The 15,947-nt window shown below is 63.3% G+C and carries 20 protein-coding genes and 1 pseudogene; 12 read left to right on the top strand and 9 right to left on the bottom strand.

Annotated features, from left to right (window positions below; all coding sequences use genetic code 11):
* Positions 1 to 18: 18 nt before the first annotated feature.
* From CV770_RS07820 to hslV, 3 genes are all read right to left on the bottom strand, one after another.
* Positions 19 to 636 (bottom strand): DUF2585 domain-containing protein, encoded by a 618-nt coding sequence (locus CV770_RS07820; RefSeq protein WP_104461914.1) that lies wholly within the window; start codon positions 634 to 636, stop codon positions 19 to 21.
* The gene (locus CV770_RS07815) at positions 633 to 1,118 is read right to left on the bottom strand and encodes a GNAT family N-acetyltransferase (RefSeq protein WP_104461913.1); all 486 of its coding nucleotides are present in this window, start codon (positions 1,116 to 1,118) and stop codon (positions 633 to 635) included. Before CV770_RS07815 ends, CV770_RS07820 begins: the two co-directional genes overlap by 4 nt.
* Before the next feature lie 182 nt (positions 1,119 to 1,300).
* Positions 1,301 to 1,861 carry an ATP-dependent protease subunit HslV gene (gene hslV, locus CV770_RS07805; protein ID WP_104461912.1) on the bottom strand — a complete coding sequence of 187 codons (561 nt, stop codon included), beginning with the start codon at positions 1,859 to 1,861 and terminating at the stop codon, positions 1,301 to 1,303.
* 200 nt (positions 1,862 to 2,061) lie between these two features.
* Between hslV and hisB the strand changes: the two genes are divergently transcribed.
* The 8 genes from hisB (at position 2,062) to CV770_RS07765 (ending at position 7,322) form a co-directional block, all read left to right on the top strand.
* Complete coding sequence (gene hisB, locus CV770_RS07800) at positions 2,062 to 2,655, top strand: imidazoleglycerol-phosphate dehydratase HisB (protein ID WP_104461911.1); 594 nt, start codon at positions 2,062 to 2,064, stop codon at positions 2,653 to 2,655.
* 68 nt (positions 2,656 to 2,723) lie between these two features.
* Entirely contained in the window at positions 2,724 to 3,254 is a 531-nt protein-coding gene (locus CV770_RS07795) for a DUF2628 domain-containing protein (protein WP_104461910.1), read from the top strand.
* On the top strand, positions 3,251 to 3,901 hold the full coding sequence (gene hisH, locus CV770_RS07790; RefSeq protein ID WP_091965348.1) for an imidazole glycerol phosphate synthase subunit HisH: 651 nt from the start codon (positions 3,251 to 3,253) through the stop codon (positions 3,899 to 3,901). Before CV770_RS07795 ends, hisH begins: the two co-directional genes overlap by 4 nt.
* A 166-nt stretch (positions 3,902 to 4,067) precedes the next feature.
* On the top strand, positions 4,068 to 4,811 hold the full coding sequence (hisA, locus tag CV770_RS07785) for a 1-(5-phosphoribosyl)-5-[(5-phosphoribosylamino)methylideneamino]imidazole-4-carboxamide isomerase (RefSeq protein ID WP_104461909.1): 744 nt from the start codon (positions 4,068 to 4,070) through the stop codon (positions 4,809 to 4,811).
* Between the two features lie 3 nt (positions 4,812 to 4,814).
* Positions 4,815 to 5,588, top strand: a complete 774-nt coding sequence (hisF, locus tag CV770_RS07780; RefSeq protein ID WP_018323523.1) for an imidazole glycerol phosphate synthase subunit HisF — start codon at positions 4,815 to 4,817, stop codon at positions 5,586 to 5,588.
* A 90-nt stretch (positions 5,589 to 5,678) separates the two neighbouring features.
* The gene (locus CV770_RS07775; RefSeq protein WP_018323522.1) at positions 5,679 to 5,999 is read left to right on the top strand and encodes a phosphoribosyl-ATP diphosphatase; all 321 of its coding nucleotides are present in this window, start codon (positions 5,679 to 5,681) and stop codon (positions 5,997 to 5,999) included.
* A gap of 27 nt (positions 6,000 to 6,026) precedes the next feature.
* The gene (gene coaA / locus CV770_RS07770; RefSeq protein WP_028139389.1) at positions 6,027 to 6,983 is read left to right on the top strand and encodes a type I pantothenate kinase; all 957 of its coding nucleotides are present in this window, start codon (positions 6,027 to 6,029) and stop codon (positions 6,981 to 6,983) included.
* A 99-nt stretch (positions 6,984 to 7,082) separates the two neighbouring features.
* Positions 7,083 to 7,322 carry an SIR2 family protein gene (locus CV770_RS07765; protein WP_104461964.1) on the top strand — a complete coding sequence of 80 codons (240 nt, stop codon included), beginning with the start codon at positions 7,083 to 7,085 and terminating at the stop codon, positions 7,320 to 7,322.
* Between the two features lie 4 nt (positions 7,323 to 7,326).
* Here the strand turns inward: CV770_RS07765 and CV770_RS07760 are convergent, their stop codons facing one another.
* The 5 genes and pseudogenes from CV770_RS07760 to CV770_RS07740 all read right to left on the bottom strand — a co-directional run.
* Entirely contained in the window at positions 7,327 to 8,385 is a 1,059-nt protein-coding gene (locus CV770_RS07760) for an AI-2E family transporter (protein WP_165637718.1), read from the bottom strand.
* A gap of 227 nt (positions 8,386 to 8,612) precedes the next feature.
* On the bottom strand, positions 8,613 to 9,242 hold the full coding sequence (locus tag CV770_RS07755) for a histidine phosphatase family protein (RefSeq protein WP_091965346.1): 630 nt from the start codon (positions 9,240 to 9,242) through the stop codon (positions 8,613 to 8,615).
* A gap of 104 nt (positions 9,243 to 9,346) precedes the next feature.
* Positions 9,347 to 11,584, bottom strand: coding sequence for an ATP-binding protein (locus CV770_RS07750; protein WP_201759754.1), 2,238 nt, complete (start codon positions 11,582 to 11,584; stop codon positions 9,347 to 9,349).
* A 126-nt stretch (positions 11,585 to 11,710) separates the two neighbouring features.
* Positions 11,711 to 12,184 (bottom strand): hypothetical protein, encoded by a 474-nt coding sequence (locus CV770_RS07745; protein WP_104461907.1) that lies wholly within the window; start codon positions 12,182 to 12,184, stop codon positions 11,711 to 11,713.
* Between the two features lie 110 nt (positions 12,185 to 12,294).
* Positions 12,295 to 13,113 (bottom strand): annotated as a pseudogene (locus tag CV770_RS07740) (ATP-binding protein); the annotation flags it as partial.
* A 123-nt stretch (positions 13,114 to 13,236) separates the two neighbouring features.
* Between CV770_RS07740 and CV770_RS07735 the strand changes: the two are divergent.
* The 3 genes from CV770_RS07735 (at position 13,237) to CV770_RS07725 (ending at position 14,723) form a co-directional block, all read left to right on the top strand.
* A complete protein-coding gene (locus CV770_RS07735) occupies positions 13,237 to 13,674 on the top strand; it encodes a hypothetical protein (RefSeq protein ID WP_104461905.1) in 438 nt (145 codons plus the stop codon).
* Between the two features lie 128 nt (positions 13,675 to 13,802).
* Positions 13,803 to 13,997 carry a hypothetical protein gene (locus CV770_RS07730; protein ID WP_104461904.1) on the top strand — a complete coding sequence of 65 codons (195 nt, stop codon included), beginning with the start codon at positions 13,803 to 13,805 and terminating at the stop codon, positions 13,995 to 13,997.
* A complete protein-coding gene (locus tag CV770_RS07725; RefSeq protein ID WP_104461903.1) occupies positions 13,998 to 14,723 on the top strand; it encodes a Fic family protein in 726 nt (241 codons plus the stop codon). It begins immediately after the preceding gene.
* On the opposite strand, the gene CV770_RS07720 is transcribed toward CV770_RS07725, so the two are convergent.
* Positions 14,653 to 15,642, bottom strand: coding sequence for an IS1595 family transposase (locus CV770_RS07720; protein ID WP_104461902.1), 990 nt, complete (start codon positions 15,640 to 15,642; stop codon positions 14,653 to 14,655). The two genes, CV770_RS07725 and CV770_RS07720, sit on opposite strands and share 71 nt — an antisense overlap.
* Positions 15,643 to 15,717: 75 nt before the next feature.
* Between CV770_RS07720 and CV770_RS07715 the strand changes: the two genes are divergently transcribed.
* Positions 15,718 to 15,939 (top strand): helix-turn-helix domain-containing protein, encoded by a 222-nt coding sequence (locus tag CV770_RS07715; protein WP_104461901.1) that lies wholly within the window; start codon positions 15,718 to 15,720, stop codon positions 15,937 to 15,939.
* Positions 15,940 to 15,947 lie beyond the last annotated feature (8 nt).

Below are 15,947 nucleotides of genomic sequence, written 5' to 3'. Positions count from 1 at the left end.
GACAAGTCGCTTTTTAGGTCAGATGATGGGCGGACCCGATTGCCATTGCTTCACTGCTTCGATCGGATGGATCAACATCAGGATATTGAGCGTCAGATTGTCGCGAATGTGCAGCGCCAGCATGATCTCGAAGGCGAGCCCGATCAGGACGGTCGCACTGACAGGCAGCGCGCGTGCGGCAAGGAACCCCAGCACCATCGCCAGATTGTCGGAGACCGAATTGACGATGCTGTCGCCGAAATAATCCAGCGAGATCGTGCCGGCGCGGTAGCGCTCGATGATGAAGGGCGAGTTCTCGACGATCTCCCAGGCGCCTTCGATCAGCATGGCGATGATCAGTCGAGCCGGCCAGGACAGAGACAGCAACGGCAGGCGCACGAACAGCAGCCAGGTCAGGCCGTAGAACAGGAAACCGTGCAAGATGTGCGAGAAGGTGTACCAGTCGGCGATGTGCTGCGAATTCTCCGAGCTGTTCACCACGCCGTGCCAGAGCTTGACATAGCCGCAGGTGCAGATCGGCACCCGCCCCATGCCGAACAGGATCGCGGCCTGCAGCGCCAACAGCAACAGCGCGATGCCGGCCCAGGCGAGCGGCGGAAATGCGACCCTGCTCTCGTGCGTGTGTGTCAGCGTCACGGTTCGCGCACCATCAACAGCGCCGGCCCGTCCGGCGTCTCGACCATGCGGTCGCGAACGAAACCGGCTTTCTCATAGGCGCGTAAGGCGCGTGCGTTGAGGGGATCAGGATCGGTGACCATGCGCGGCAGGCCGTTCCGAAACTGCTCATCGACAAACTGGCGGATGAACGCCGAACCGTGATCGCGCGCGATCATGTCGCTTTCGCCGATGAACTGGTCGATCCCACGCGTGCCCTCCGGTTGCGGCCCAAAGCCCGTATTCCAGGCGGTCAGGCGATAACATTGAAGATAGCCGAAGGGGCGATCTGCGGCCAACACGATGAACTGGTCCATCGCGGGCTCGTCGAGATCGCCGCTGACGAGCACAAACTGCTCGTCCGGATCGCCCCACCATTCCCGCACATGCGCCTCGCCCAGCCAGCGCTGGATCAGCGGCAGGTCGACTGCGGTCATCGGGCGGAAGGTGTAGGGGGTGGTCATCTAGCGGCCGCGGCGGTGCTGCACTCCCTCTCCCGCTTGCGGGAGAGGGTTGGGGAGAGGGTTTCTCCGCAATGGGACAATCCCCCAGAGGAGAGAACACTCACCCGCGCCTTTGGCGCGACCTCTCCCGCAAGTGGGACAGGTTGCAGCCAGTTCGGAGCTCCGCTGTCCAGCCACAGCCCCTACCCCGTCGCCAGGCTTTCGATGGTGAGATTCCGGTTGGTGTAGACACAGATGTCGGCGGCGATGTCGAGGGAGCGGCGGACGATGGTCTCGGCGTCCTTGTCGGTGTCGAGCAGGGCCCGTGCCGCCGCCAGCGCGTAATTGCCGCCGGAGCCGATCGCCATCACGCCGGCCTCGGGCTCGAGCACGTCGCCGGTGCCGGTCAGCACCAGGGAGACGTCCTTGTCGGCCACGATCATCATGGCCTCCAGCCGCCGCAAATAACGGTCGGTGCGCCAGTCCTTGGCGAGCTCGACCGCGGCCCGGGTCAGCTGCCCCGGATATTGCTCGAGCTTGGCTTCCAACCGCTCAAACAGGGTGAAGGCATCGGCGGTCGCCCCGGCAAAGCCGCCGATCACGTCGCCCTTGCCGAGTTTCCGGACCTTCTTGGCGTTGGACTTGATCACGGTCTGGCCGATCGAGACCTGGCCGTCGCCGCCGACCACCACTTTGCCGCCCTTGCGGACGGTCAAGATCGTGGTGCCGTGCCAGCCCGGCGAGCTGTTCTGGGAATCCTGCATGAAGTACCTCGTTGACCGGCCTGATTTAGGCGGTCGGGGGCAAGGGGACAACCTGGGCACAACGGGCCGCTCCGGCCCCAATTCGCTCACCATAGGTGGAAGTGCCGCCCAGCCAAGGCGATCCCGCGGTAGCGAAGGCGTCATTTGGCTGTTAAAAGACCGGCGTTTTCGGCCCCGAGCCAGGATGAGAGCCAGTTTCAATGCGCACCGCGACGATCAAGCGCAAGACCAAGGAAACCGACATCGAGGTCTCCGTGAACCTCGATGGCACCGGCGTGGCCAATATCGCGACCGGCATCGGCTTTTTCGACCATATGCTCGATCTCCTCGCCCGCCATTCCCGCATCGACCTCACGGTCAAGGCGGTGGGCGATTTGCACATTGATTACCACCATACCACCGAAGACACCGGCATCGCGCTCGGCCAGGCGGTCAAGCAGGCGCTCGGCAACATGGCGGGCATCACTCGCTACGCCGGCGTGCACATGCCGATGGACGAGACGCTGTCGCGCGTGGTCATCGACATCTCGGGCCGCCCGTTCCTGGTGTTCAAGGCCGACTTCCCCCGCGACAAGATCGGCGAGTTCGACACCGAGCTGGTGCGCGAGTGGTTCCAGGCCTTCGCCATGAACGCCGGCGTGACTATCCACGTCGAGACCCTATATGGCGATAACAGCCACCATATCGCCGAGTCCTGCTTCAAGGGCCTGGCGCGGGCGCTGCGCACCGCGGTCGCGATCGATCCGAAAGCGGCGGGAGAAATCCCGTCCACCAAGGGTTCGCTCGGCGGCTGACGTCTTTCGGCCGGGCGGCTGCGCGCCGCTTGCGGCATCACTGAATTCCTAGGAACGGGGCATCCACCATGCCTGTCTACACAATTCATGCTCCCTCCCCTGCCGGAGCCGATTTGCGCGCGACCGACAAGTTCGTGTTCGTGCGCGACGGATTCCATTTCTGGGCGATGATCCTCGGTCCGTTCTGGCTGCTGTGGAATCGGCTGTGGCTGGCGCTGATCGGCTGGGTGGTTTTCGTCGCAGCGTTCAACGCCGGTCTGTCCAGCCTCGGCGTCGGACGCGGCTCGATCTTCTTCGCCGATCTCATCGTCGCGCTGCTGATGGGCTTCGAGGCCTCGAGCCTGCGCCGCTGGACGCTGTCGCGCGGCAAATGGCGGCAGCTCGACGTGGTGGTAGGCGATGACGAGGACACCGCCGAGCGCCGCTTCTTCAAGCGCTGGAGCCAGAAGCAGCACGGCATCGTCAACGATCAATGGGCCGTCGATCGCGGCGGCCCGCCGCCGACCCGCAGCGTGCCGGGTCAGCAATTCTCGAATCCGCCGCCGCTTCCGGCCGGCGGCATCATCGGGTTGTTTCCAGAACCGGGAGGGTCAAGATGAGCGTCGCCATCATCGATTACGGTTCCGGCAATCTGCATTCCGCCGCCAAGGCTTTCGAGCGCGCCGCGCGCAGCCTCGAAAATCCGCAAAAGGTTTTCGTCACCAGCGATCCCGATCAGGCTTACGAAGCCGACCGACTGGTGCTGCCGGGCGTCGGCGCCTTCGCCGATTGCCGGCGCGGGCTCGATGCCGTCAACGGCATGGTCGAGGCGATCACCGAAGCGGTGCGCGTCAAGGCGCGGCCGTTCTTCGGCATCTGCGTCGGCATGCAGCTGATGGCGACCCGCGGCAAGGAGCACGTCACGACCGATGGCCTGAACTGGATCGGCGGCGACGTCGAGAAGATCACGCCGCGCGACGAGAGCCTGAAGATTCCGCACATGGGCTGGAACACGCTCGACGTACTGCAGGAACATCCGGTGCTGAACAAGCTGCCGCTCGGTCCGAAAGGCCAGCACGCTTATTTCGTGCACTCCTACCACCTCAATGCTGCCAACGAGGCGGACGTGCTCGCGCGCGCCGACTACGGCGGAGCCGTCACCGCGATCGTCGCGAAGGACACGGCGATCGGCACCCAATTCCACCCCGAGAAGAGCCAGCGCTTTGGCCTCGCTCTGATCTCGAACTTTTTGCGATGGAAACCGTGATGCGTACCGCTCTTGTTACCTCCCCCCTTGTGGGGGAGGTCGAATGCGCAGCATTCGGGAGGGGGGTAGCGGCAACGGCGGTGCCCGTGGCTTACCCCTCTCCCCAACCCTCCCCCACAAGGGGGGAGGGAGCGCACCGTGTGCGCGGAAAAATCCTGGCTCAATCATGATTCTCTTTCCCGCGATCGATCTCAAGAACGGCCAATGCGTGCGCCTCGAGCAAGGCGACATGGCGCGCGCGACGGTGTTCAACCTCAATCCTGCCGCGCAGGCGCAGAGCTTCGTCGAGCAGGGCTTTGAGTATCTCCATGTCGTCGATCTCGATGGCGCCTTCGCCGGCAAGCCGGTGAATGCAGAGGCCGTCGAGGCGATGCTGAAGACGATCAAGATCCCGGTGCAGCTCGGTGGCGGCATACGCGATCTCGCCACTGTCGAAGCCTGGCTCGACAAGGGCATCACCCGCGTCATCATCGGCACCGCTGCGGTGCGCGATCCGGAGCTGGTGAAGGCTGCGGCGAAAAAATTCCCCGGCCGCGTCGCGGTCGGGCTCGACGCCCGCGACGGCAAGGTCGCGGTCGAAGGCTGGGCCGAGACCTCGCAGGTCACGGTGCTGGAGATCGCAAAGCGCTTCGAGGATGCCGGCGTTGCCGCCATCATCTTCACCGACATCGCGCGCGACGGCCTGCTCAAGGGCCTGAACCTCGATGCGACAATTGCGCTGGCCGACGCCATCTCGATTCCCGTGATCGCTTCCGGAGGCCTTGCCTCGATCGAAGATGTGAAAGCCATGCTGACACCGGGCGCGAAGAAGCTCGCCGGCGCGATTGCCGGCCGCGCGCTCTATGACGGCCGGCTCGATCCCGCGGCCGCCCTCACCTTGATCCGCAACGCGCGCGCGCCTGGGAGCTGACACATGTTCAAGGTGCGCGTGATCCCCTGCCTCGACGTCAAGGACGGACGGGTCGTCAAGGGCGTCAACTTCGTTGATCTCAGAGATGCCGGCGATCCCGTCGAAGCCGCGATCGCCTATGACGCCGCCGGCGCCGACGAGCTCACCTTCCTCGACATCACCGCGACCCATGAGAATCGCGGCATCATGCTGGACGTGGTCCGGCGCACGGCGGAGGCCTGCTTCATGCCCGTGACCGTCGGCGGCGGCGTGCGTGAGGTCAACGACATCAAGACGCTGCTGCGCGCCGGCGCCGACAAGGTCTCGATCAACAGCGCCGCAGTATCCCGGCGCGAGTTCGTCAAGGAAGCGGCCGAAAAATTCGGCGAGCAATGCGTCGTGGTTGCGATCGATGCCAAGCGCGTCAAGCGCCCCGGCGGCGACCGCTGGGAGATCTTCACCCATGGCGGCCGCAACTCGACCGGCATCGACGCCATCGAATACGCCCAGGAAGTCGTCTCGCTCGGCGCCGGTGAAATCCTGCTCACCTCGATGGACCGCGACGGCACGAGGCAGGGCTTCGACATCCCGCTGACCCGGGCGATCGCCGACAGCGTTGCCGTGCCCGTGATCGCCTCAGGCGGCGTCGGCAATCTCGACCACCTTGTCGACGGTATCCGCGACGGCCACGCCACGGCCGTGCTGGCCGCCTCGATCTTCCATTTCGGGGAATTCACCATCCGCGAAGCCAAGGAGCACATGGCCCGGCGCGGACTGGCCATGCGCCTCGATGCCTGACGACTCCCGTTCGTAAAAGTGCTACATGAGGTAGCGGGGAATGGCCTCCGTGGCCAAGTGTGTTGCCAAGCGTGTTTCCGAGTAATTCCGATGCCGCGTTTCACGATCCACGATCTGGCCGAGACCATCGACGCCCGCGCGGCGGCCGGCGGCGAAGCGTCCTATACCCGCAAGCTCCTCGACAAGGGCGCCGAGCATTGCGCCAAGAAGTTCGGTGAGGAAGCAGTCGAAACCGTAATCGCAGCAGTCGAAAACGATCGCGCGCATCTGATCGCCGAAAGTGCCGACCTGCTCTATCACTTCCTTGTCTTGCTGAAGGCCCGCGGCGTAAAGCTGGAAGAGGTGGAAGCGGCGCTCGACAAGCGTACGAATATGTCAGGGTTGGAAGAGAAAGCGTCGCGTAAGGGCTAGTATAAGCCCCAACGGAAAGGTCGCGTTATGGATATCCGCGCACCCGAGCAGCAGTATAATCCGTACCGCATCTATTCGCGCGAGGAGTGGGCGCGTCTGCGCGACGATACGCCGATGACGCTGGAGCCGGGCGAGTTCGACCGGCTGCGCTCGCTGCACGATCGCCTCGATCTCAAGGAAGTCGAGGATATTTATCTTCCGTTGTCGCGCCTGCTCTCGATCTATGTCGATGCGATGCAGCGCCTGTATTATGCGGAGCGCCAGTTCCTCAACATCCGCGACCGCAAGGTGCCCTACATCATCGGCGTCGCCGGCTCTGTCGCGGTCGGAAAATCCACCACGGCCCGCGTGCTCCAGGCCCTGCTGGCGCGCTGGTCGCCGCGCCCAAAGGTCGAACTCATCACCACCGACGGATTCCTCTATCCGAACGCCGTGCTCGACCGGCAGGGCATCATGCAGAAGAAGGGCTTTCCGGAAAGCTACGACCTGCCGCTGCTGCTCAGCTTTCTCTCCGATATCAAGTCCGGCCGCCGCCATGTGCGTGCGCCGGTCTATTCGCATCTGACCTACGACATCGTGCCGAACCAGTGGGCCGAGATCGACCAGCCCGACATCCTGATCGTCGAGGGCGTCAACGTGCTGCAGACCGGCAAACTGCCGCGCGACGGCAAGGCGGTGCCTGTGGTCTCCGACTTCTTCGATTTCTCGGTCTATATCGACGCCGACGAAGCCCCGCTGCGGCAATGGTACATCAAGCGCTTCCTGGCGCTGCGCGACACCGCATTCACCAATCCAAAGTCCTACTTCAACCGCTACGCGCTGTTGTCAGACGAGGAAGCCACGGCCACCGCGATCGCGATCTGGGAGCGCACCAACCTCGCCAATCTCGAGGACAATATCCTGCCGACCCGCCCTCGCGCCACGCTGATCCTGAAGAAGGGCGCCGACCACACCGTGGAGAACGTGGCACTCAGGCGACTGTAGTCGCGGCGGTCGGCGGATCTTGCGCGTTTGTGCAGCGTGTCTTTTGTTGCAGACCGGCAAGAGGTATTGGGCTATGACCTTGGAAAACGCGAGGTCTCGATGGTTGATCGTCTCAGAAGTGCTGCGGAACAACTCGAAGCACCGACCTGTCCGGATTGCCATGTCGAGATGAGGTGGTACCGCTCGGAACTGCTCGCGGACGAGCCGGTTCCGGTGATCGCGCATCTCTTCGTCTGCCCGCATTGCAAGCGGGCGGCAAAGACCGACACCGTCTTCAAGGGCACGTCGGGGCCGCCTGACAAGCTCTCGGCGCCGCGCTTCGTAGCTTACGCCGCGTAGCAGGTCATTTCCGGACCTCCTGTTGCTCTTTCGAGCGGACGAAGACCTGCCAGGCCGTCAGGAACATAGCCGCGACGAGTGGGCCGATGACGAAGCCGTTTGCTCCGAAAGCCGCAAGGCCGCCCAGCGTGGCGAGCAACACAATGTAGCTCGGCATCCGGATCGACTGTCCCACCAAGATGGGACGAAGAAAGTTGTCCGCAAGGCCAATCACGAAGGTGCCGAAAGCGAGCAGGATGATTCCCTTCGTGACTGAGCCTGCCACAAGCAGATAGAGCCCAGCTGGAAGCCATACCAGCGCGGAGCCGAGCACGGGCAGAAGCGAGAGCAGCGCCATCAGCGCGCCCGCCAGTAGCGGCGCGGTCAGTCCGAGCAGCCAGAAGATCACCCCGCCGAGCGCGCCCTGAATCAGGGCAACGAGGATGATTCCCTTGATCGTCCCGCGAACCGCCAGGGTGAACGCATTCAGAATCTCGGCGCTGTGGCTCGGACGCAGCGGCAGGGCGTCGCGGATGCGTGCGTTCAGCTCGTCACCATCGCGCAGCAGAAAGAACAGCAGGTACAACATCACGAGCAAGCTTGCGACGAATTCGAGGGTCAACTGACCGATGTTGATCGCGTGCCCGGCCAGCTGCTGGCCGGCCGGGACGAGCAGTCCCGACAGGCGTTCCTTCAGGGCCGAAAAATCGATGCTGGCGAGGCGATCCGCCATGGGAGCAGCCCAGTCGGGCAGCGCGGATTTCAGCTGCTGAAGCGGATGAGCAAAACTGATCTCCCCCGACTGAACGCGCTGATACAGCTCCCCTCCCTGGTCGATGAGCGAGGCGATGACGATCGCGACGGGGATCAAGACGATCACCACCACGACGACAACGGTGGAGAATGCGACAATGTTGCGCTTTCCCGGGAGGGTTTCCAGGAAGCGTCGATAGAGCGGGGCGAAGATGATGGCCAGCAGCGTGGCCCACAGCAATGCTCCGGAGAAAGGCCAGAGCACCCAGCCAAACGCTAGCGTGATTGCGGCAAGCAATACGAGAAATGAGCGGTCTTCCGATGTTCTCACGTGTTCGCCAGCCTTTCAGTCGGAACTCGCAAGACGTGGGTATCACAAGACGATCGTGCGGGGGCAAGTCGCACAAGGTCAATCTGTCCGCGGCGTTTCGGCAATGTCTCGGCATATCTCAGTTGCCGAGACATTGGCCGGATACCTCCACGTGAGCCGGCTCGTCGAGAGGCCGGGGAAATCCGGCCCCTCCATCACACCAGCGATCAGGGCCGAATGCAGGCGCTTCACTTGCCGGCTTTGGCGCTCCAATCTGCAGGCTTGATGCGTCCGGCAAAGGTGGCCGGGCCGGAGCTGCCGGCCTTGTAAACGAAGGCCTCGCCTTCCCCGACGTCACCGGCCTCCTTGCCGAAGGCATCGGCGATGTTCGTCTTGTGGGTGACCAGGAAATTGTTGGTACCAGCTTTCGGCGGCGCGTCGACGAGCTGGCGCACCGCCTGCCCGGCCTTTGCATTGGCGCCGGTCGGGTTTGCCATTCCCGATGCGCTGGCGTTGCTGCTGTCCGTCAACGCGTCGACCGGCTTGACCTCGCCGCCGGAGATCAGCATGCCGGCCTCGATCGCACGGTTGAGCCGGCTGGTGTAGACATCGCCGATCGGGATCGCGAGGTCCTTAATCGCCGCCCCGATCTGGCGCGCCATGTCCCTGCCCTTTTCGCTGAGCTGACGCTGGGCGCTCATGTCGTCGAACTTGAAGGGGTAGACGTCCTTTTGGCTGTCGTCGGTGGCGGTGTGCCGAAAGATCAGCACGTAGCCGCCTTGCTTGAGCGAGGCGATGAGCTCCGGCGTATCGGCCGCGGCGTGTCGGGAAAATCCAGCGAGAAAGACAATGAATACGAGGCGGCAAAGCACGTTCATGCGCGAAACCCTCCTGCAATGCCCCCGGAGGATGGTGACGCGCAACGCGGTCGATTTCAATTATGGATTGCCTGATGGGATGAGGTTCCCGTGAGGTTTTCGGGTCAGACGGCCAGCCGCCGTGACGCCGCAAGCCCTGCCAGCGCTTCGTCCAGCTTGTCGCGATCGAGCGGCTTGATCAGGAATCCGTTCATGCCCGCCTCGAAGCAGGCATAGCGATCCTCCACCAGCGTATTGGCGGTGAGCGCTAGGATCGGCGTGTGGTGGCCGCCCGTCGCCGCCTCATGCGTGCGGATTCGCTTCGTCGCCTCGATGCCGTCGAGCTGCGGCATCTGGATGTCCATCAGCACGAGATCATAGGGCGTGCCGGCCGATGAAGCGGCGAGCCAGGACTCCAGCGCAGCCTCGCCATGGACGGCGATGACGACGCGATGGCCGAGCTTCGTCAGCAGCGAGCGCATCAACAGCGCGTTGATCTCGTTGTCCTCGGCGACGAGGATCGACAGGCCTTTGGTCGCTCCTTTGGCCGGTGTCGCGCCGGCAGCTTCCGCCGGAGTTTCCGGCGCCAGATCGGGCGAGGCCACCTCCGGCGTCATCGCAAGGCGCGCGGCGAGCGAAGCCGCCCGCAGCGGCTTCACCAGAAAACCGGTGAAGGCCGGCGACAGCTTTTCGTGGCGCGAGCTGGAGGTCAGCAGCACGAGGCGCTGCAGGGCATGTGTGCGGGCCATTTCGCCCAGCTGGTCGGCTATGGCAGAGCCGATCGCACGATCGATCAGCACCGCGTGCCATGAGCGTTCCGGCAGCAGCGCTTCGGCGACCGCCGCATCCGCAACCATGCAGGTCTGGCCACCCCAGCGCTCGAGGCGCCGTGCGATCAGCGAAGCCTCGATGCCGTCGGCGACGAGGAGCATCGACTTGCCGGTGAGGTCGGGACTTGGAAAGACCGTCTGTCCCGCGCTGGCCTGCGACGGCGGAAGCGGCACCGCGATCTCGAAGGTCGAGCCTTTGCCCGGCTCGCTCGCGAGCGTGATCCGGCCGCCCATGCGCTTGACGATGCGCTCGCTGATGGCAAGGCCAAGCCCGGTGCCGCCATAGGTGCGGGCGACGCGCTCGTCGGCCTGCTCGAATTCGCGGAAGATGCGCTGCTGCGCCTCCGGCGCAATGCCGATGCCGGTGTCGCGGACCAGGAAGCTGATCTCGTTCGGCCAGATGCCGGGTTCGACGATCAGCGCGACGCCACCGCTCGCGGTGAACTTGATAGCGTTACCGGCGAGGTTGAGCAGCACCTGGCGCAGTCGCGCGGCATCGCCGACCACCTCCAGCGGCAGGCGCTCGTCGACATAGGCCGCGATCTCGAGCGACTTGGCCTGTGCGCGCGGTGCGAGCAGCTCGGTGATTTCCTCGACCAGGGTCGAGAGCGCGAAGGGACGCTGCTCGAGATCAAGCTTGCCGGCCTCGATCTTGGAATAGTCGAGCAGTTCCTCGATCAGCGCCATCAAGGCTTCGCCCGAGGTTTTCACCGCCTTGGAATAGGTCGCCTGCTCCGGCGTCAGATTGGTGTCGAGCAGGAGGCCGCCCATGCCGATGATGCCGTTGAGTGGCGTGCGGATCTCGTGCGAGGCCATCGCGAGGAAGCGCGATTTGGCGCGGTTGGCGGCGTCGGCCTGGTCGCGCGCGCCGGACAGAGCGCGTTCGGTCTCGGTGCGGTCGGTGACGTCGCGTCCCACGCTCTGCAATTCGGCGGGCTGTCCGGCATCGAGGCGGACATAGCCTTCGCGCCAGGCGATCCAGCGCGCGCCAAGCGGGGTTGCGATCTTCTGGTCGTGCATGCGTGTGCCGCTGCTCTCGCGGGCGCTGTCGCCCTGCTCCAGCACGTCGAAATCGAAACGCGTGCCGACCAGCGCGCTGCGCGCCTGTCCTGCGAGCGCGCAATAGGCTTCGTTGGCGAAGGTGATGCGGCCATCGGTAGCGCGCAGCACGATGAGGTCACCCTGCTGCTCGAACAGGCTGCGGGCGCGTTCTTCCGCCTCCTTCAGCTCCCAATTGCGGTCGATCAGCGCCTCGTTGTGGGCGGCGAGGGTACGCAGCCGCTTGTTCACGAAACGCAGGCGCATGCTCAGCGTTGCAAGGCCGAGGCAGGCGAGCGCGAACAGGAAGCTCGCGCCGATCGCAAAGGTGTGGGGATCGTAGCCGGAGTTCTCGGACCGGCTGCCGGACACGAAACCATAGGCGCCGCCGAAGGTCGCCGAGAAGATTATGAAGGAGCGGATCGCGAAGGCGATGCGGGGATGCTGTCGCCTGAAACGGCGCATGCGCACCTTGATCCGGAACGTCCGACCCATCGCCACCGACCCCGACTCTTTTTCGAAATCCCGCCACCCGCCGTCTGCGACGATGTCGCGCCGACCTTGCGAACAGCTTGAGGCTTTGGCGTTGCCTCCAAACAGGGTTGACGAGGTGTTAACGCTTCAGAGCGAGGCGGCCTGGAGCTGGAGCGGGCGATGGCCGCCATGGGCGCCGACGATCAGCGCCGCGGCCTCGCGCTGCGAGAACGATTTCGAGCGCACATAGATGCGGTAATCCGCCGGCCCTTCGGTGGAGAGATAGATCACCTGGCCGCCATCGACGGGCTGAGCGGCAATCGAGACGAGGCGCGTCGAGGGATTGGCCTGACAGGAATCTGGCTCGGAACCGAGACCGTCGTCGACCACGGCGAAGTCCGCAGTATCGGCATCGTCGGTGATCTGAACCAGCACCGTGGCCCGGGCGGGATCTTCGGTGAAGGCGACATGGACGCCGGCGGTCCAGAACAGGGAGGTGAGCTCGACCGAGGTTTCGCCGAGGGCGATGCAGGGATGCGAGACCGAACCGATCTCCGCGCGGGCGAACACCGCAGCCGCCAACAAGGGAACAACCGAGGCCAGGATCTTGAAACGCAACATGACACTCTACTCGCCAAGGCCGCCAGGAACTGCTCCCGGGAACTCATTGGGCCTTATGGTTTGCAGAGCGTAAAGGAAACTCGTTACCGCCTGGTTGATGCGCGGAATGATCAAGCCATCTGCCGCACATCCTCCGCGAGTGCGCGGTAGGACAGCGCTTCGGCGAGATGCAGCCGGCCGATCTTGTCGGCGCGATCGAGGTCGGCCAGCGTGCGCGCCACCCGCAGCACGCGGTGATAGCCGCGCGCCGACAGCCGCATGGTCTCGGCGGCGTCGCGCAGCAGCTTCTGGCCCTGCGCGTCCGGCTTTGCGATCTCCTCCAGCACGGAGGCAGGAGCCTCGGCATTGGTGCGGACATGGGGCCGGCCGGCATCGGCATAACGCGCGAGCTGGATGTCGCGCGCCGCCGCCACGCGGGCGGCGACTTCGGCGGAGCCTTCCGCCGGTGGCGGCAGGATCAGATCCGCCGCAGTCACGGCAGGCACTTCGATGCGCAGATCGATGCGATCCATCAGGGGACCGGAGATGCGCGCCTGGTAGTCGCCGGCGCAGCGGTCGACGCGGCCGCGCTTGCAGGCATAGCCGGGCTCGAACGCGTTTCCGCAGCGGCACGGGTTCATCGCCGCGACCAGCATGAAGCGGGCAGGGTAGGTGACGCGATGATTGGCGCGCGACACCGCGACCTCGCCGTTCTCCAGCGGCTGCCGCAGTGAATCCAGCACGCGCGGATCGAACTCCGGCAATTCGTCGAGGAACAGCACGCCTTGATGCGCCAGCGAGATCTCGCCGGGTTTTGCGCGCATGCCGCCGCCGGTGAGCGCAGCCATGCTGGCGGAATGATGCGGCGAGCGGAACGGCCGCCGCGCCGTCAGCGCGCCGCCCTCGATCTCGCCGGCGACGGAGGCGATCATCGAGACCTCGAGCAGTTCCGGCATTAGGTAGCAAACTCACCTTAGCACGGCTGGCGGCAAGGCTGGCGGTAACACTAGATTCTCCGCTGAAAAACGGGCGAATAACCCTCCGGTTATCCGCCCCCTTTACGCGGGGTGTTCATGAACGAATTTGTCCTAGCCGGACTCGTTAAGCGTCGGGCGCAGTTGGCGGGCGACATTGAAGCCGCCCATGAGTCCCTTCGGAAGATGGTGCAGGACTTGGAAAGCCTAGACGCCACGATTCTACAATTCGACCCGAGCTACCGGGTGGAGTCGATCAAGGCCAAAGCCTTCCGCCCGCCCAAGGACTGGTCGAACAGGGGCGAAATGAGCCGCCTCGTGTTGTCCATTTTGCGCCAAGCGGCAGAGCCGCTTACCAGCCGCGATATCGCTCTAGAGATGCTGGTAGAGCGAGCCTTGGACAAGAACGATCAGCGGCTCTTGCGGATCATGTCTAAGCGGGTCGGGCTGGCACTCCGGACCCAAAAGGAAAACGGCCTTGTCCGGAGCGAGCAGGGTCCCGGGCAGTACATGTTATGGGAAATTTGCCGCTCGTAACGGAACTTTTCACACTTTCTGCCGTAACATCCACCCGATGAGCAATACTTAGGTAGCATGGCACCTAGTTTGAGACTTGTCGGGAGTCCTCGGTAGAGTTACCCTAATGCAGTGATTTGGGGGAGATAATGCCGCAAGAACTGAAGACCGATCCAGCCCTTCTCTCCGCGCTTCAACGGGCTCTCGACCTGCCCCAGACCCGCGAACAAATCGACCAACAGCGGCTTTCTTTCATCATGGGTTCGCTGAAGTCGAGCAATCAAATTACGCGTGCCCAAGTGCAAGAGATTCTTGCTCAGCAGGAAGGGCGAAAGGTTGCGTAAGTGATTGTCTATGAGCTGGTCAATACAGAGAGCCATCCTGTATATGCCGCTCTAGAGGTATCCAACGGCAATCGTCAGTACGACTTTCTCCGCTCTATCGTTCAGGCTTCCCTAGATATCGGGAAGCCTTTTCTGTCTCAGCAGGTGATAAAGTCATTCAACTTCCACGCAATCACCTGCCTGCATGCCTATGCAGGTGAATATCGTCCTTGCCACGTCGAAATCAGCAATGGCCCCGGGCTTCCCCCGCAGTACGTACCTCCAGCGCACTATCGCGTACAGGCGCTTATGGATGACTTCGTCAACACCGTGAATCGCGGGTGGGATCAAAATACTGACGTTATTGCCCTGGCGACTTACGTTCTTTGGCGAATCAACAACATACATCCGTTCATAAACGGCAATGGCCGAACTGCGCGCGCAACGTGCTATTTCGTGCTGTGTGTTGCAGCGGGCGGCTTGCTGCCGGGTACGAAGATTCTCCCCGAGCTAATCCGGCAAAATCGTCCGGAGTATTGTGATGCGCTTCAGCTTGGTCACGACTCGTTTGAGCGCGGCAATTTGGATTTGAGCGTTTTGCACGCGCTTGTTTCCCGGCTCGTAAACGAACAACTACAATCGGCCACGCCGGCACCCTCCCCCTCTCCCGGTGCTCCTATCGTGCTCCCCGCTGCCAGTACCCCTTCCACTGGCGCGACACCGGGTGCGACAGGGCCGAGTCCGTAGCCATCAAATATTGCTCGCCGTTACTGCGACGGCGGTTGTTCTCGCGCCAAGCCATTTCCTTCGCATAGGCAGCCAAATACGGGCCGGCGATATGGTGATGGATGCCGATCTCAGCGCGACGCAGGCGGGAGAAAAACGACTCCGCTTGGTTGGTGCAAGCCTCGCCGTCTGAGTAAGCTTCGCTGTGGTTGATCCGCTTCGTGAGGAAACGAGCGTGCAGCGCGTCCCAATGGGCGGCCTCGTCAGCGTGAACGGTGCTGCCGGGCTGTACGGTGCGAGCAATCGTCACAACGGAAGCATCTTCCGACTTGAAGACGAAGGGCAACGTCCTGCCGCCGCGCTCGCGCATGATGACAACCACGCGGCGCTTGCCGGTCTGGTTCTGCACCAAACGACGGTCGCGGCGGTTTTCCTTGCGATTGGCAGGACGCACGTGGCCGCCAAAATACGCACCGTCAACTTCCACCGTGCCGCCCACGGTCGCGCCGTTGGCTTCTGAGGCCATTGCTTCGCGGATCTTGTGAGCCATCACGAAAGCCGTCTTGTACTGGCAATCCAAGTCGCGGCTGAGCTGGAGCGCGCTGTGGCCCTTCGCGCCGTTGACGAAGATGGCAATTGCCAAGAGGTAGTCGCGGATCGGCAGCTTGCGGCTGGCGAAGATCGTGCCCGACGTGACGCTGAATTGGTGATTGCAGCCCTTGCACTTGAACAGCTTGCGCGTCTGGTAGGCGTAGACCGCGACGCAGCCGCACTTGGGGCAAAACGGTTCGCCGTTAGTGGCGGCCCAGCGGATCAGCTTGAAGGTCTGATAGGCTTCCTCGTCCGACAAACGGGCGACTTTCGCTAAACTTAGCGACCTCGCCTTTGCCGTGAGAAGGAAGTGTTGCGACATGAGACCAACGTTTTCCGTTGACCTCATTGATAAGCGTTGAAAGTAATGGCGTCAACGAAAAACGTTGACGTTGAGTAATATTTTTGGCATCACTGTCTGGCGATGACCCCGGAACAGTGTCGAGCTGCGCGAGCCTGGCTAAACTGGCCTCAAGACGCGCTTGCAAAAGCCGCGAATGTGGGCGTTTCGACCGTGCGCGACTTTGAGGCCGGTCGGCGGGAGCCGACCCGGAACAACCTTGCTGCGATGCAGGCGGCTTTGGAGCAGGGGGGTATTTCATTTTCTGAAAACGACCAAACACGGGGCGTTTCCGCGCCCCGTTAGACAAACCT

The organism is Bradyrhizobium sp. AC87j1 (assembly GCF_002936975.1).
Taxonomy (GTDB): Bacteria; Pseudomonadota; Alphaproteobacteria; order Rhizobiales; family Xanthobacteraceae; genus Bradyrhizobium; species Bradyrhizobium shewense.
Note: the sequence above shows the minus strand (reverse complement) of the source record. Positions and strands in the feature narration are given on the sequence as shown.

Coding starts and splice junctions, on each gene's coding strand:
- CV770_RS07815 (WP_104461913.1), bottom strand. CDS start 1,118: ATGACCACCCCCTACACCTTCCGCCCGATGACCGCAGTCGACCTGCCG.
- hslV (WP_104461912.1), bottom strand. CDS start 1,861: ATGCAGGATTCCCAGAACAGCTCGCCGGGCTGGCACGGCACCACGATC.
- hisB (WP_104461911.1), top strand. CDS start 2,062: ATGCGCACCGCGACGATCAAGCGCAAGACCAAGGAAACCGACATCGAG.
- CV770_RS07795 (WP_104461910.1), top strand. CDS start 2,724: ATGCCTGTCTACACAATTCATGCTCCCTCCCCTGCCGGAGCCGATTTG.
- hisH (WP_091965348.1), top strand. CDS start 3,251: ATGAGCGTCGCCATCATCGATTACGGTTCCGGCAATCTGCATTCCGCC.
- hisA (WP_104461909.1), top strand. CDS start 4,068: ATGATTCTCTTTCCCGCGATCGATCTCAAGAACGGCCAATGCGTGCGC.
- hisF (WP_018323523.1), top strand. CDS start 4,815: ATGTTCAAGGTGCGCGTGATCCCCTGCCTCGACGTCAAGGACGGACGG.
- CV770_RS07775 (WP_018323522.1), top strand. CDS start 5,679: ATGCCGCGTTTCACGATCCACGATCTGGCCGAGACCATCGACGCCCGC.
- coaA (WP_028139389.1), top strand. CDS start 6,027: ATGGATATCCGCGCACCCGAGCAGCAGTATAATCCGTACCGCATCTAT.
- CV770_RS07765 (WP_104461964.1), top strand. CDS start 7,083: ATGGTTGATCGTCTCAGAAGTGCTGCGGAACAACTCGAAGCACCGACC.
- CV770_RS07755 (WP_091965346.1), bottom strand. CDS start 9,242: ATGAACGTGCTTTGCCGCCTCGTATTCATTGTCTTTCTCGCTGGATTT.
- CV770_RS07750 (WP_201759754.1), bottom strand. CDS start 11,584: ATGGGTCGGACGTTCCGGATCAAGGTGCGCATGCGCCGTTTCAGGCGA.
- CV770_RS07745 (WP_104461907.1), bottom strand. CDS start 12,184: ATGTTGCGTTTCAAGATCCTGGCCTCGGTTGTTCCCTTGTTGGCGGCT.
- CV770_RS07735 (WP_104461905.1), top strand. CDS start 13,237: ATGAACGAATTTGTCCTAGCCGGACTCGTTAAGCGTCGGGCGCAGTTG.
- CV770_RS07730 (WP_104461904.1), top strand. CDS start 13,803: ATGCCGCAAGAACTGAAGACCGATCCAGCCCTTCTCTCCGCGCTTCAA.
- CV770_RS07720 (WP_104461902.1), bottom strand. CDS start 15,642: ATGAGGTCAACGGAAAACGTTGGTCTCATGTCGCAACACTTCCTTCTC.
- CV770_RS07715 (WP_104461901.1), top strand. CDS start 15,718: ATGACCCCGGAACAGTGTCGAGCTGCGCGAGCCTGGCTAAACTGGCCT.